This window comes from Streptomyces sp. NPDC050085 (genome assembly GCF_044460595.1).
GTDB lineage: Bacteria > Actinomycetota > Actinomycetes > Streptomycetales > Streptomycetaceae > Streptomyces.
Window position 1 is genome coordinate 363309 of record NZ_JBITJZ010000006.1, and the last position, 14514, is coordinate 377822.

13 protein-coding genes are annotated in these 14514 nt (G+C 73.3%); 4 read left to right on the plus strand and 9 right to left on the minus strand.

Features of this window, described 5'->3' with window-relative positions:
- Positions 1 to 2: 2 nt before the first annotated feature.
- The 7 genes from ACIBUY_RS24730 to ACIBUY_RS24760 form a co-directional block, all read right to left on the minus strand.
- A complete protein-coding gene (locus ACIBUY_RS24730) occupies positions 3 to 2183 on the minus strand; it encodes a choice-of-anchor P family protein (RefSeq protein WP_399153733.1) in 2181 nt (726 codons plus the stop codon).
- Between the two features lie 187 nt (positions 2184 to 2370).
- Positions 2371 to 3396, minus strand: a complete 1026-nt coding sequence (locus ACIBUY_RS24735; protein WP_399153734.1) for an alpha/beta hydrolase — start codon at positions 3394 to 3396, stop codon at positions 2371 to 2373.
- Positions 3397 to 3499: 103 nt separating this feature from the next.
- Positions 3500 to 5131 carry a phosphodiester glycosidase family protein gene (locus ACIBUY_RS24740; protein WP_399153735.1) on the minus strand — a complete coding sequence of 544 codons (1632 nt, stop codon included), beginning with the start codon at positions 5129 to 5131 and terminating at the stop codon, positions 3500 to 3502.
- Between the two features lie 162 nt (positions 5132 to 5293).
- Complete coding sequence (locus ACIBUY_RS24745; RefSeq protein ID WP_365579771.1) at positions 5294 to 5764, minus strand: SRPBCC domain-containing protein; 471 nt, start codon at positions 5762 to 5764, stop codon at positions 5294 to 5296.
- Positions 5765 to 5787: 23 nt separating this feature from the next.
- A complete protein-coding gene (locus tag ACIBUY_RS24750) occupies positions 5788 to 7014 on the minus strand; it encodes a 4-hydroxybenzoate 3-monooxygenase (RefSeq protein ID WP_399153736.1) in 1227 nt (408 codons plus the stop codon).
- 167 nt (positions 7015 to 7181) lie between these two features.
- A complete protein-coding gene (locus ACIBUY_RS24755; protein ID WP_399153737.1) occupies positions 7182 to 7913 on the minus strand; it encodes a hypothetical protein in 732 nt (243 codons plus the stop codon).
- A 144-nt stretch (positions 7914 to 8057) separates the two neighbouring features.
- Positions 8058 to 8324 carry a hypothetical protein gene (locus tag ACIBUY_RS24760; RefSeq protein ID WP_365579763.1) on the minus strand — a complete coding sequence of 89 codons (267 nt, stop codon included), beginning with the start codon at positions 8322 to 8324 and terminating at the stop codon, positions 8058 to 8060.
- Between the two features lie 86 nt (positions 8325 to 8410).
- Here ACIBUY_RS24760 and ACIBUY_RS24765 point away from each other — a divergent pair, with 86 nt between their 5' ends.
- Both ACIBUY_RS24765 and ACIBUY_RS24770 read left to right on the plus strand, forming a co-directional pair.
- A complete protein-coding gene (locus ACIBUY_RS24765) occupies positions 8411 to 9130 on the plus strand; it encodes a GntR family transcriptional regulator (protein ID WP_365579760.1) in 720 nt (239 codons plus the stop codon).
- Positions 9131 to 9161: 31 nt separating this feature from the next.
- The gene (locus tag ACIBUY_RS24770; RefSeq protein WP_399153738.1) at positions 9162 to 9818 is read left to right on the plus strand and encodes a M15 family metallopeptidase; all 657 of its coding nucleotides are present in this window, start codon (positions 9162 to 9164) and stop codon (positions 9816 to 9818) included.
- Positions 9819 to 9827: 9 nt separating this feature from the next.
- Here ACIBUY_RS24770 and glsA read toward each other — a convergent pair whose 3' ends face one another.
- Entirely contained in the window at positions 9828 to 11624 is a 1797-nt protein-coding gene (gene glsA, locus ACIBUY_RS24775) for a glutaminase A (protein ID WP_399153739.1), read from the minus strand.
- A 77-nt stretch (positions 11625 to 11701) separates the two neighbouring features.
- On the opposite strand from glsA, the gene ACIBUY_RS24780 reads away from it, so the two are divergent.
- Complete coding sequence (locus tag ACIBUY_RS24780) at positions 11702 to 12277, plus strand: DinB family protein (RefSeq protein ID WP_399153740.1); 576 nt, start codon at positions 11702 to 11704, stop codon at positions 12275 to 12277.
- A gap of 57 nt (positions 12278 to 12334) precedes the next feature.
- Here ACIBUY_RS24780 and ACIBUY_RS24785 read toward each other — a convergent pair whose 3' ends face one another.
- Positions 12335 to 13396 (minus strand): PP2C family protein-serine/threonine phosphatase, encoded by a 1062-nt coding sequence (locus tag ACIBUY_RS24785; protein WP_399153741.1) that lies wholly within the window; start codon positions 13394 to 13396, stop codon positions 12335 to 12337.
- 403 nt (positions 13397 to 13799) lie between these two features.
- Here ACIBUY_RS24785 and ACIBUY_RS24790 point away from each other — a divergent pair, with 403 nt between their 5' ends.
- The gene (locus ACIBUY_RS24790; protein WP_365574699.1) at positions 13800 to 14477 is read left to right on the plus strand and encodes a TIGR00266 family protein; all 678 of its coding nucleotides are present in this window, start codon (positions 13800 to 13802) and stop codon (positions 14475 to 14477) included.
- Positions 14478 to 14514: the final 37 nt, after the last annotated feature.

A 14514-nucleotide genomic window follows, 5' to 3' on the forward strand; every position in this document is an offset into this window, starting at 1 on the left:
GGTCAGGCAGGGCAGTTGTGCACGGCGCTGCGCGCGGAGCCCAGGGTGACGTCGATGCCCGTCGGGCCGGTCAGGTGCAGCGCGGTCACTTCGATGCCGTCCGCCGTGCTGGTCTGCTGGTTGGTGACGAGCTTGGCCACGCCCAGGTCGATCGTGTGGTTCGGGGTGGACGGGACGGTGACCGGGGCGCCCGCGACGGTCAGGGTGAGCGTGGTGCTGCCGGTCCTGGCCGCGCAGGTGCTCGTCGCGGTCGCCTCGAGGCCCGACACGGCGATGACCGGGAGCCCGGCGATGCCGATGCGCGCGTCGGCCAGGTTCGCGGTGGCCGTCGCCGTGGTCGGCCCCGTCCTCGTCACCGTCGTGGCGCAGACCGCGTCGGCGCTCAGGACGAGGGCGGTGACGGACGCGGTGCACGGGGGTGCGGTCGTCGTCGCGCCCGCGGTGCGGATCTCGCCGGTGTCGGGCGTCGGGGCGATGGTGAGCGGCAGCAGCGGCAGGGGCACCTTCGCGGCGAGCCCGTAGGCGCGGGCCGTCGTGTACTGCAGTTTCAGTTCTGCCTGCGTCTGCGACGGCTTGTACGCGGTGTCGCCCGCGAACGCCGCGGCCACCGGGACCGTCGCCCGCTCGGTCAGGGGTTGGTCGACGGACGGGACGGTGCAGGTGGCGGTGCCCTCCGCGCCGGTGGTCGCCGTGCAGGACTGGGCCGTTGAGCCCGCGCCGAGGGTGAAGGCGATCTCCCGGTCGGCGATCGCGGCGCCGCCGTCCTGCTCGGTGAGCTTCGCGGAGAGCGCGGCGGCGGTGCCTTTCGCGACGGACCGTGCGCCGGTGTAGGCGAGCGCGGTGTCCTTCTGGACCGGGGGCTGGGTGCCGCCCGCGCCGACGTCGAGCTGGTTCGCGTCGATGTCCAGGCTGACGCCGCCGTGGGTCTCCCTGACGTCACCGGCGTACTGCTTGATGCGCTGGTGGTCGGCCCACAGTTCGGCCGGGATCGCCGGGTCGTCGGTGGTCGCCCGGTCGTCCCACTTCGCGAAGTCGAGGACGTCGGGGACGAGTTGGCCGCTCTGCGCCGCGCGGACGAGGTCGGCGCCGATCGAGGAGAGGCTGCCGTAGGCACCGGAGCGGTAGCCGAGGTCGTGCACGGTGCGCGTCCACGACTCCAGGAAGCCCCTGACGAGGGTGCCGTACCGGGGCGCGTAGTGCTCCATGTTGTAGTAGAGGACGGAGCCCGCGGGCAGGCCGAGCGAGGTCGCCTGCCGCACGGCGTCGCGTGCGGAGGCGGCGCCGTCCGCCGCCGGGTCGTCGATGACGTCGCACGTGCCGCCGCAGCTACCCGCGTCGGAAGAGGCCTGCGGTCCGACGTAGACTGGGAAGTACTTCCAGCCGCTGGTGTACTGCGCCTGCATCCAGGCGGCGTCGACGGTGACGCCGCAGCCCGCGTTGACCCCTCCGATGTAGACGCCGACGGCTCCATAGGGAGAGGCGCCCTTCCAGGCGTTCATCTGGGTGGTGGAGGGGGCGGCGCAGCGGTCGAATCCCTTGCCCTGGAAGGACGTTGCGTCGTCGGGGAGCGCCGCCTTCGCGGTGGGCGCGCCCGCGCGGACGGTGGCCGCGGGGGTGGCCGAGGCGACCGGCAGCCCGGCGCTGCTCAGGATCTTCTCGACGCGCTGCCGGTCGCCACCGTAGGACGCGGTGACCGCGAGGCCCGGAGCCGTCGCCTCGTAGGTGTGGTCCGTGCGGTTCGTGGTGACGCGGGCGGCCCGCTCGTTCGCCCGTGTCCGGGCGACGGGCTGCAGGAGCAGGGCTTCGGTGCGGCCCAACACCATGGCGGGACAGTCCTGTTGGCTGTCCGGGGTGCCCAGGTAGACGGCGTGCCGGTCGAAGCGGACGCAGGTGTCGGGCCGTGTGCCGAGGTCGATGACGTCCCAGGAACCGGGGACCGTGAACGTACGGCCCTGGTAGGTGAGGTGCCGGTCACCGCCGGTGTCCGCGTGGGCGGCGCCGAGCGAACCGGCGGTGAGGGCCGCGGTGGCGGCGCAGGCGAGCAGGGCGCGGCGCAGGTTTGTGCGCGCGCTTCGAAGTGGTCCGTGACGAGTGATGGTTCCCCCTGAACCCGGCGCCGGTCGCGCGGACCGGCGCTCTTGCGTCGATGACCCCGGCGAGACTGCGGGACCGATGTGCCGCACGTCAATCAAGGGGCCCTGGCACGGCGAAGGTTCAGGACGGCCAACTGGTGCTTCTTGTACGGGAGTTACGCCTGCGTCACCCGCGGTCGCACGCGCAACGTGTTCGAAATGTGGTGTGCGAGCGCCGCGAAGCGGCACGTCGGCGAGGACGCCTCACCCGCCGCGCACACACGCCGACACAGCCGGCTCACGAGGCCTTCACGGTTGCCGGTTGTCCGGATCGCACCCCCAGGCCGCCGAGGAGCATCGGCAGCGAGGCGTGCAACTCCCTTTGCCAGTACGCCCATCGATGGGTTCCCGGGCCGTAGAAGTTCGTCGTCAGACGGCGGGCCCCCAGGCGGTGCAGTTCGTCGGCGAGGGCCTGGTTCTGCCGGTTGAAGTCGGCCTCGAGCGCGTCGTGGGCGGTCGGCGGGTCGAAGGGGCCCGCGGTGCCGTCGCCGCAGGACAGGTACAGGGGAAGGGACTTGAGGCGCGCGGCCAGGTGGTACGGGTCGTGGGCCGCCCAGATGTCGCGCTGCGCGACGGGATCGCCCCACACCCGCAGCGGGTCGCCGCCCTGGCCGGCGAAGAAGCCCATGATCCGGTTCACCGACTCGTCGTTCAGGAGCGGGTGCACGGACCCGGAGTACGCCGCTGCCGCCCGGAACATGCCCGGGTGCCGAGCCGCGTACATGAGTGCTCCCTGGCCGCCCATGGACAGGCCGGCCACGACGCGGCGGCTGCCCGCTCCCCAGTCGCGTTCGAGGAGGCGGCGCAACTCCTGGGTGTGGAAGGTCTCCCAGGCGGGGTCGCCGCCCTGCCCGCCGTTCCACCAGTCGCTGTACCAGCCGTTCCAGCCGGCCTCCGGCATGACGACGAGCACGTCGCGCAGGACCTCGACGGATGCCACGTCGGTGGCGCCGGTCCACGACGTGTAGTCCCCGCAGCAGCCGTGCAGCAGCCACAGGGTCGGCCAGTGCCGGTGGCGGTCCTTCGGGTTCCAGTCGTCGGGGGTGAGCAGCCGGACCTTCACCGTGCGGCCGCCGAGCGCGTCGGAGCGCACGGACAGGTCGACCTGCCGGTCGGCGACCTGGGTGACGGAGACGACCTCGGCGCCGCGGGTGTCGTGGTCGGCGGCGACGGCCGACGGCGGCGGTGCCAGGACCAGCAGCAGGGCGGCGAGGACGAGCAGGGCGATCAGGCATCTGGTGCGATGGATCGGTGCGGCGGTCATGGCGGCTCCCGTCGGTGGTCCGTGCGGAGGTCGGTGCCGTGCTGAGTCAGCGCTCTCTTCTTATGTCCATTTAAGGGGGGCGGTGCCCTGCGGGTTCGTTGGTTCAGTGCCGGGCGGGGAGGACCAACAGGGCGTCGCCCACGGGGCGTTCACCGGTCGCGTCGGACGGGTCGTTGAGGACGGTGCCGCCTTCGACGAGGGTGGTGGAGCCGCCGCCGTCGAGGTTGACGGCGTCGCGCAGACCGAGCGCCTTCGCCACGGACGCGGCTTCCGGGATGCTCAGTCCGAGCGAGGTGGTGCTGCGGCCGTCGGCGGTGACGAGCACGGTGCATCCGGCGGCGTCGACTCCGGCGAACGTGCGCGGATTGCGCTTGTGCACCCAGCCGTAGTAGAAGCTCGGGTTGCCGGGTTGGACCATGCCGTCGGCGGCCGGGGTGATGTGGAGCCGTCCGTCGCGGACGAGTTCGGGGCCGCCGTTGACGATGCTGGTGTCGCGCGACGCGGAGACCGCATGCCCCTCGCTGTCCCTCAACCCGCCCTGGATATGCAGCCGTTGGCCCACCATGGCGACGTCGGCGAGACGCGCCCCATCCTTCCCGGTGGCCTGGACGGAGCTGCCTCCTTCGGGCAGCGGGCCGCCGCGCGGCGAACGGACCTCGGTCACCCGGCCATGCCGGTCGAGCACGGCCTCCAGGCCCTCGCCCTGAGGGGTCCGCGCACCGAACTCACGGGTGAACGCGACGAGTTCGTCGGGGTCGGTGCAGGTGGTGTCGTGCAACGGCAGGGACGTCGGACTGTCGTCCGCGGTGCCGCCGCAGTTCCTGATCAGTCCGGGGACGCGGTCGATGCCGTCCAGCGGCAGGGACGTGCCGCGCGCGACGAGGCGGCCCTGCCAGGTGAACCGCTCGACGCGGGTCCGCCGGGCCGAGTCCTGGATCACCAGGCCCGGGCGCCCGTTCACGGCTTCGCTGAGCAGGCGGCCGTCGTAGACGCCGACACCGGCCGGGTCGCCGGGTGCGCCCGCCTTCGGGTCCAGGACGAAGAATCCGGCGTTGACCCCGGCGGTCGCGCCCGCGGCGGTCGCGAGCGCGCTGGTCGTCTCGCGGTTCTCCAGGTCCGGGCCGTACGACGCCTTGAGCGCGCCGTGGAACCGGTGCGGGTCGATGGTGAGCACGTCGATCCGCCACGGGCCGCGGTCGGCGGCGTCCCCGTCCCATCCGGTGTACCAGGCGGAGCCCGTGTACCCGGCCGCCTTGAGCTTCGCCCGGGCGGCCGTCGCCGCGGCCTCGGTGTCGAACCGGCCGACGCGGACCCGCCGGCCGAGCGATCCGCCCGCGTAGTCCGCCGTGGCCGGGGTGACGACGTCCTCGGCCCGCGCCTCGAAGCCCGCCGCCGTCAGCCGGTCGGCCAACTCCCGTGCGCTGGCGGGGTCCTTGATCGCTGCCGGTGGAGCGTCCGGGTCCGGCGACGTGGCACCGCCGGGGATGGACATCTCGACCGTCCAGGCGAGGGCGGGGGCGTCGGCGCCGCGCACGATGCGGGTGAGCGTGACGCCTGGCTGCAGGGTGCGCGTGGTGCGGGTCTCGGTCAGATCGGCGGCCCCCAGCGGCAGTCCGCGCTGAGCCGCCGAGCGCGACGCCTGGGGCAGGGGTGCGGAGGATGCGGGCGCGGGGAAGGAGCCCGTCACGGCGAGCGCGGCCAGCACCGCGACCACGCCGAACAGTCTGCTGTTCACAAACCCTCCAGGAAACGGAAGACGGCCTCCGCAAACGGTGCGTGGGGCCGCGTCCGCCCGTCAAGGCATGTACACGTAATTCATCGGATCCTTGGTGGACCGACCGGGCGCGTCAGGGTCCTGTTCAGCGCCTGCGCCCGCGACGCGCCGCCCCCGACGGCTCTACGGAGCGCTCTCCCGCTCCTCCACGAACCGGGCCAGCTGGTCCAGGGCCATGCGGGTGCCCGTCTCGTTGTCGGCGGCGGGGATCGCGTCGGGGATGCCTTCGTGGACGAGGAGGACGTCGGTGCCGCCGTCGGACGCGGTGAGCGTGGTGGTCATCGTCATCGTGGCGCGCAGCTCCGGGTCCACGGTCTCGAAGGCGAGCTCCTCGACGACGCGCTCGCCGGGGACCAGTCGGACGAAACGGCCGTGGTACGTGTCGGTGCGCGCGGCGGTCTTGCCGCTGGACGTCGGTGCGTCGTACGTGAGGGAGATCCGGAACCGGCCGCCCTCGTGCGCCTCGAACAGATGGACCTCGCTGTGCATTCCGGCGGGGACCCGCCACCGGGCGATCGCGTCGGCGTCCACCAGGGCCCGGTAGACGGCGGCGGGCGGGGCGTTCACGTGCCGGGACATCCGCGTCGCGTACATGCGGGCACGCCAGCGTCCGGGTGTCAGTAGCGCTCGGCGGTGCCGAGGTACTGCTCGGCGAACGCGGCCGCGGCGTGCGGCGAGGCGAACAGGCGCCGCAGCCGGGCGAGGGTGGTGCCCGCGCGGAACGGGTCGCCCGCGGCCACTCCGTGGTAGACCTCCGACAGCCACTGCGAGAACTCCTGATAGTCCCAGACGCGGCGCAGGCACGCGTCGGAGTAGGCCTCCAACTGCGCCTCGGCGTCCGGGTGTCGACGGGCGTGGGCGATGAGGGCGTCGCCGAGCAGGAACGCGTCGTGCAGGGCGAGGTTCATGCCCTTCGCGGCGATCGGGGCGACCAGGTGGGCGGCGTCCCCGGCCAGGAAGAGGCGTCCGTGGCGCAGGGGTTCGACGACGTAGTCGTGCATGTCCAGGACGCGCTTCTCGATGAGCGGGCCCTCGGTGAGCGGCGCCGCGCCGTCGGCGGCGAGGCGGCGGTGCAGCTGGTCCCAGACGCGCTCGTCGGGCCAGTTGTCCGGGTCGTCCCCGGGCGGGCACTGCAGGTAGTAGCGGGTGACCTCCTTGCTGCGGGGCATCTGTCCGGCGAATCCCTCGGGGTGCATGCCGAACAGGACACTGTCCGCGGACGGTGGTGCCTGCGCGAGCAGCGCCAGCCAGCCGATGCCGTAGTCGTGCCGGGCGACCCGGACCCGGCCGGACGGCAGCGCGGCCCGGGAAACACCGCGCGCCCCGTCGCATCCGGCCACGAAGTCGCAGTGCAGCAGCCGCCGTTGACCCGTGTCGGGGCAGGTGTAGGAGACGGCGGGGTGGTCGGTGTCCAGGTCGTGGAGTGCCACGTCGCCGACGTCGAAGCGGATGTCGCCGCCGCGGACGTCGGCGTACTCCCGGACGAGGTCGGTCACCAGCAGCGGCTGCGGGTACACGAAGTGGTGTTGGCCCGTCAGTTCACCGTAAGGGAAGCGGTGTTGCTGCCCCTCGAAGCGGAACTCGCACGTGGTGTGCCGCTCGGCGCGCGCGAGCAGGTTCGCGGCGAGGCCCCGCACTTCCAGGCCGCGCACCGCCCCTTCCTCGAGGACGCCCGCGCGGGGCCGCTGCTCGATGAACGCGCGCGTCTCGCACTCCAGGACCACGCAGTCGATCCCGGCGGCCCGCAGGATGTTCCCGACGGTGAGCCCGGCGGGCCCGGCGCCGACGATCACGACGGAAACACGGTGCGGGGAAGGGGAGTTGGAGTGCGGCAAGGAAGTCACACGGCCATTATGGCGAGGCGTGGCCGTGGGCTCACCCCCAAGGGCCGGGGCGGGTCAGGGCCTCAACAAGCGTTCGTACCCGCTGACTTGGGCCACGGGCCCCTCGGCCGTCCGCTCGGCGGTCGCCCGCCGGAAGACGGCCTCGACGGCGCTCCCCGGCGTCGCCGTCACGCGTGCAGCCAGACCCTCAGTGGCCCGACGGCCTCGAATCCGTACCTGAGCGCGGCCGTCAGCGCGTCGTCGTGTTCGTAGCCGACGAGGGACCGGCCGGGGAACAGGGTCCGCGTCGCGTCCAGGACCGCGGACCAGACCCGGTCCTGGCCGTCGTGCGCGGCGAACGCGGTGGAGACCGCGAAGACGTTGGAGACGCCGACGACGTCCTCCCCCGAGGTGGCCACGGCCCCGGCCACCACCCGGCCGCCCGCGTCACGGACGGCCAGTACGGTCACTTCCGGGACGTCCAGGAGCGCGGCCCCGAACAGGTCCGCCGCGTCGTCGTCCCCGCCGGACCAGGCCGCCGCCCACTCCCGCAGGGCGTCCGGGTCCTTCACCACGTCCCAGCCGAGCCCGTGCGCGGGAACGGGGGCGTCCGCGTCCCGGTGGATCCACTGGGCGTCGAAGAGCACGGTGAACCCGTGCTCCGTGAGGTCCAGGTCGGCGAAGGCGTCCTTCACGGTGGCGCCCGGCGCCCGCGTGTCGATGCGGGCCACGAGGGACGCCGCGTCCACGCGCGGCACCAGTGTCACGGCGTCGGGATAGTAGAGCGGCGTACGCCGGGACGCCGTCCACGCGTCGGGCCCGAACTCGCCCCGCACACCGTGCACTTGGCTCATCACCGCGCACCAGCGCGCATTGTCGCGCACGGCCGCGCGCACCCGATCCACCGTCGACGTCGTCATGGTCGTCGATCATGGCGCGCCCCGGGCCGGACAGCGACCCCTTTTCCCGCCGACCATGAAGGGACGACCACGAATCAACGGCCAGGTATCGACGGTCAGGTATCGACGGCCATTGATCGACGGCCGGGGATCACGGACGACGGCTCACGGCGCGTCACCGTGCCACGCGAAGCGCCGCCCGTCCCCGTCCACGGGCCCGTACAGCGCCCGGCCGCCCGGCCCGAACGCCCCCAGCTCGGTGGGGAGCGCGACGGCGGCCGGCGCATCGGGAGCGGAACGGTCGGTGACGTCGAGGAGCAGCCCGTCGAGCGGGCCGCCCACCAATTGCGCGTACGACCGCCCGGGCCGCGGACCCGCGTCCTCGTGATCCGCGCCGTACACCCTTCCCCGCATGAACTCCTGTTCGTCCATGCGGCCACCCTCGCAGGCACCACTGACATTCGAACGTCGGCGCGGTCGCTTACTGTGAGGTCCGGACCGGAGCGGAGGAGATCTTGGTGACAGCGGCCGGACGGGCGGGTGCGGAGCGCGGCTCTCTGCGTGACCTCGCGTACGACACCCTGCGACGCAGGATCCTCGAGGTCGAACTCCGGCCGGGCGAGCGGCTCGTGGAGCGGGATCTCGCCGCCGAGCTCGACGTGTCCCGCATTCCGCTGCGCGAGGCGCTGCGCCGCCTGGAGGCGGACGGGCTCGTCCTGATCGTGCCGCACCGCGGGGCACTGGTGGCGCCCTTCACGCCTGCGGACGTCCGGGACCTGTTCGACGTACGCGAATCGCTGGAGTCGCTGGCCGCGCGGCTCACCGCCGAGCGGGCGGACGCCGCCGGGCTCGACCGGCTGCAGGCCCGGCTCGACGCGGCGCGGCAGGCGACGGAGAAGCAGGACCGGGCCGCGATCGCGGCGGCGAACGCCGGCTTCCACACCGACATCGTGGATCTCGCGGAGAATCCGCTGCTGACGAGCATGATGCGGCCGCTGGCGGCGCGTACGCACTGGTTGTTCCGGCTGACCGCGCAGCGCGATCCGGCCCGGCAGTGCGCGGAGCACGAGGACCTGTACGAGGCGATCGCGGCCCGCGACGCGGACCGTGCGGCCGCTCTGGCGCACGCCCACGTGGCCGACGGCAGGGCCGAGTCCCTCGATCTGGCGGCCCGCTGGTCGCACCCGGAGATCGACCCGCAGGCGGTCGCGGCCCGGCGGCGCAGGCGCGGTGCGTGACCTGGAGGCCGACGGCCTCTAGGTTGACCCGGTGTCGCATCGCAACCGCTTTGTCCTGATTTCCGCGATCCTCCTGCTCCTGGCGGTCCCCGCCCCCGCCGGGGCAGCCGACGGGTCGCCGCCCCGGTTCACGTATCAGGTGCAGGGCGTCACGGCCCACGGCCTCGGCCGCAGCCGGCACCGCGGCTGCCCCGTCGGGCCGCGTCGGCTGCGGCTGGTACGGCTCGACCACTGGGGGTTCGACGGCCGCGTGCACCGCGGCGAGATCGTGGTGCACGAGCGGGTCGTGGACCAGGTGGTGTACGTCTTCGGGAAGGCGTTCGCCGCCCGGTTCCCCATCCGGAAGATGCGGACGCTCGCCGCGTACGGCGGCAGCGACCCGGCGGCGATGGCCGACGACAACACGTCCGCGTTCAACTGCCGTGGCGTGACCGTCAATTCGGGGGTCGTCTCGGAGCACTCGTACGGGGACGCCGTCGACATCAACACCGTGGAGAACCCGTACGTCGACGTGCACGGCCGCGTCCATCCGGCCGCCGGGGCCCGGTTCCTCGACCGGCGGCGGCACGCGCCGGGGATGCTGCGGGCCGGGGACGCGGTGACGACGGCGATGCGGCGGGTCGGCTGGGCGTGGGGTGCGCGGTGGGCGCACCCGGACTATCAGCACTTCTCCGCCAACGGTCGCTAGGGCGGGCGCTCAGGGCCGGTCGACGGTCTCCGCGCCCTCCAGCGGTGCCCGTTCCAGGAACGCCACCGCGTCGGGCACGCGCGCGCGGAGTTCCACGAGCCCGGCGGCGGTGAGCGTGCGGCACACCGTGTCGCGCTCGGCGAGGACCTGGCGGGCGAAGCGGCCGGGGAAGTCGGCCGGGGTGAGGGCGGCGCCGGGCCCCGCGGACCAGGTGCGCAGCGGAGAGACGGCTCCGGCGGCGTCGGCGCAGACGGCGAGGCGGCCCGATTCGACGTACCACAGGACGATGCGCTCGCCGATCCGGGCGGCCGGGGGCTCGACGCTGTGCCCGGCGTCCAGGCGCAGCGTGTCGAAGGCATCGGCGAGGGCCGGGCGCAGCCGCTCGTCGGCCCGGCCGAACAGGTCGCAGACGGGGAGCGGGACCGGGGCGTCCGGGTCGAGGCCGAGGTCGCCGAGGAGGTCGTCCTCGCAGGTCTCCAGGGCGCGGCCCAGGTCGGGGAACTCGTCGGTGGCGCGGGTCATGGCCTGTCGCTCGTCGGGGTCGGCGAGCACCATGCGCACGCCGCGGCCGCGCAGGTCCTTGCCGAGGGCGCGCAACAGGTCGGCGGCGACGGGCTCGACGCGGCCCACGCGCGTGAGGTCGAGCACGAACCAGCCGACGGCCGGGGCGAGTTCGCGGGCCACGCGCAGGGTCTGTTCGGCGGTCGCGAAGTCGAGGTCGCCCTGCAGGACGTGGACGCGGATGCGGTCCGGGTGCTCTTCGAGGGCGGCGCGCTGGGCCCGCGGCCGGTGGCGCAGGGAGCGCAGCGGGGCGCCGTGCAGGGAGCGCGGCGGCATGGGGCGGCGCTGCGGGTCGACGGCGCGCATCAGGTGCAGCCCGAACTGGTCGGAGAGCGTGTGGCAGGCGGCGATGCCGCGCACGCTGTTGCCCTTCTCCTCCAGGGGCGGGCTGAACACGCCGATGCCGAACTGGCCGGGCAGGGCGACGCCGATCGCGCCGGAGACGCCGCTCTTGGCGGGCATGCCGACCTGGAGCATCCACTGGCCCGACGCGTCGTACATGCCGCAGGTCGCCATGACGGCGAGGACGTGCTGGGCGTGGCGCGGGGCGACGACCCGGTCGCCGGTGACGGGGTTGACGCCGCCGCCGGCCAGCGTCGCGTGCATGACGGCGAGGTCGTCGCAGGTGACGAGGACGGAGCACTGGCGGAAGTAGACGCCGAGCTGTTCCTCCACGTCGCCGGTGAGCGAGCCCGCGTTGTGAATCAGGTAGGCGAGGGCGCGATTGCGGTCGCCGGTCGCGCGCTCGGAGGCGTAGACCGCCTCGTCGACGTCGAGGGAGCGGCCCGCGAAGGCGCTCAGGCCGTCGAGGATGCGGGCGAAGCGGGCCCGAGGGGTGTCGCCGGAGACCAGTGAACTGGTCACGATGGCACCGGCGTTGACCATGGGGTTGGGCGGGCGTCCCGTGCCGGGTTCCAGGCGGATGGAGTTGAAGGCCTCTCCGCTGGGTTCGGCGCCGACGCGGGCGAGGACCGCCTCCAGGCCCTGGTCGGCGAGGGCCAGCGCGAACACGAAGGGCTTGGAGACGGACTGCACGGTGAACGGCACCGTGGTGTCGCCGCTGCCGTAGACCTGCCCGTCCAGGGCGCACAGGCTGATCCCGAACAGGTCCGGGTCGACCCGGCTGAGCTCCGGGATGTACGAGGCGGGCTCGCCGTCCTCGAGGTCGCGCAGGCTCAGGCGGACCTCGTCGAGGAGGCCGGTCAGGGGGCCGCCCGGGGAGCGCGGCTGCTCACGATGCACCACCCGCCCATCGAAACCCATCCGGAGCTGCGGTGCACCCCGGTCGCACAAACGCCCGACGTGTTGGGCAGACTCCCGGCATGAGCGAAAGCGATCAGAAGAAGGACCTCCTGCGGTACCTGCAGGACGCGCGCGACGCGCTGCTGTGGAAGATGGAGGGGCTGTCGGAGTACGACGTGCGGCGCCCGCTGACGCCGACCGGGACGAACCTTCTGGGCCTGGTGAAGCATGTGACGGGGGTGGAACTCGGCTATCTCTGCGACACGTTCGGCCGCCCCCACGACGTGCCGCAGGGCGCCCCGAAGGACGACTCGTTCGCGGCCGCGGACGAGTCGCGCGAGGCGATCGTCGAGCGCTACCGGCGGGCCTGGACCCACACCGACGCCTCCGTCGCGGAGCTTCCCCTGGACACGGTCGGCACGGTGCCGTGGTGGCCGAAGGAGCGCGCGGAGGTGACGCTGCACCACGTCCTGGTGCGGGTGCTCGGCGACACGCAGCGGCACGCCGGGCACGCCGACATCCTGCGCGAGGGACTCGACGGCGCGGCGGGCTGGCTCGTGAACAACGACAGCCTGGGCACGCACGATCCGGCGGAGCGGCTGGAGTACCACGACCGTCTGGAGCGGATCGCGCGCGAGGCGTCCGGCAAGAACTAGGCCAGCAGAACTAGGCCAGCAGAACCGGGCCAGTGGAACCGGGTCTGCTGGACCGGGTCAGTCCTCGCGGTGGCGCAGCAGCAGCATCGCCGCGTCGTCGTGCAGCGGCCCCGTGACGTGGTGCACGAGGTCCGTGCGCAGTGTCTCCAGGGCGGCCTCCGCGTCGGGGTCCTTGAGCAGGCCGAACCGCTCGGCGAGCGGGTAGAAGTCCCCGGCCCCGTCCCGCGCCTCGCTCACCCCGTCCGTGTAGAGCAGGATCTGGTCGCCGGACGCGAAGGGCACGGTGTACGTGACGGGCTCGTCGCCGCCGTGCATGCCGAGGCCGAGCGGCAGCGCGTACTGGGGCGGCTCGGGGAACAGGGTGGTGCCGTCGGGGCGTACGACCATCGGCGCGGGGTGGCCGAAGTTGAGGAAGGTCACCTCGCTGCGGCCCGCGGGCACCTCGACGAGCAGGGCGCTGACGAACCGCTCGCCCTGCAGCTCCCGGTCGACGGCGCGCTGCAACCGGCGTCCGAGACCGGCCAGTTCGGGCTCGTCGTGGGCGGCCTCGCGGAAGGCGCCGAGGACGAGCGCCGCGGTCTCGACGGCCTCGAGGCCCTTGCCCTGGACGTCGCCGATGACGGCCCGGGTGCCGTCGGCCACGGCAACCACCTCGTACAGGTCGCCGCCGATCCGCGCCTGCGCCACGGCCGAGGTGTAGGACACGGCCACGCGCAGTTCGCCCGCGAGGCGGGGCACCGGGCGCAGCAGGACCCGCTGCGCGACTTCCGCGATGGAGCGCACGCTGGCCAGTTCGGCGTCCCGGCGCTCGCGCATGGCGACGGCGGCGAGGCCCGCCGCGGTGACCCCGGCGACACTGATCGCGGCGATGTACACGCGCCGCTTGCCGAGCGTGCCGTCGTACGCGGCGAGGATCACGCACAGCAGGACGGCGATGGCGCCGATCCGCGCGGTGCGCCGCTTGCTGCCGACGAGCCCGGCGAAGGCCGGGCCGAGGGATATCAGCGGCAGCAGCCCGAACCCGGTCGGCGTCGCCATCTCGGTGACCGCCACGACCCCCATCACCCCGTACGGCAGCGTGGTCAGCGCCCTGCCCGCACGCAGCTTCGACCTCGTCATCGTTCTCCCCCGCCCCGGCGGTCCGCCGGCGTTCGGTTCTGTCGTGTTCCGAGGGTATGCGGGGTTTCTCAAAAGGTGATGAAGATGGCCGATTCCGTATGCCCGGATGTTCCGGACGTACGCGGCGGGCGGCGGTCGGCCCGGGTGCGTCGGGGCGAACATCCGCACCAGCGCGGGCAGGATGCCGTAGCCGCCGTCACCGGTGACCGCGAGGACGGGCGTGGCCGAGCCCGCCCGCGCCCTGGGCCGAGTGGAAGGACCTCGGCGACCCGGACCGCCGCCCGCTCGTCCGTGCGCTCCCGCCGCTCGTCATGGAGCAGGCCGTTCTCGAATAGCCGATGGTTGCGGCGCGGAAGACTTTCGGCCGAGTCGGCGGGCGCCGCGCCGTTCCTAGCATCGCCGTATGGATATCGACGTACGCCACAACCCTTCGTTCGCCGTCGCCCGGGTCTCCCTCGCGCCGGGTGAGTCCGTGCGGGCCGAGTCCGGGGCGATGATGGCGACCTCCGGCGGGATCGACGTGGAGGCGAAGGCGGAGGGCGGCCTCTTCAAGGGGCTCAAGCGCAGCGTCCTGGGCGGTGAGTCGCTGTTCGTGAGCCGGTTCACGGCGGGCGGCGAGGGCGGCTGGGTGGACGTCGCGGCGCAGCTGCCGGGCGATGTCACGGCGATCGACGTGGACGGCGGGGTGAACCTCGCGCGCGGGGCGTGGCTGTGCTCGTCCGACGGCATCGGCCTCGACACGAAGTGGGGCGGGTTCAAGAACCTCACGGGCGGGGAGGGCGGCTTCCTCGTCCGCGCCGAGGGCACGGGCCGGGTGGTCGCCGCCTGCTACGGAGCGCTCGACCGGGTGGAGCTCGGCCCCGGCGAGACGCTCGTCCTGGACTCCGGGCACCTGGTCGCGTTCGGCGACGGACTGTCGTACACGACCCGGAAGGTGACCCGCGGTCTGATGCAGACCCTGAAGTCGGGCGAGGGGCTCGTCTTCGAGTTCACCGGGCCGGGCGTGCTGTGGACGCAGAGCCGCAATCCGGGCGCCCTGATCACCTGGCTCACGGCCAAACTCCCGTTCAGCCGCGGCTGACCACCGCACATCATCCCGAAGCACACGATCTGTGGGG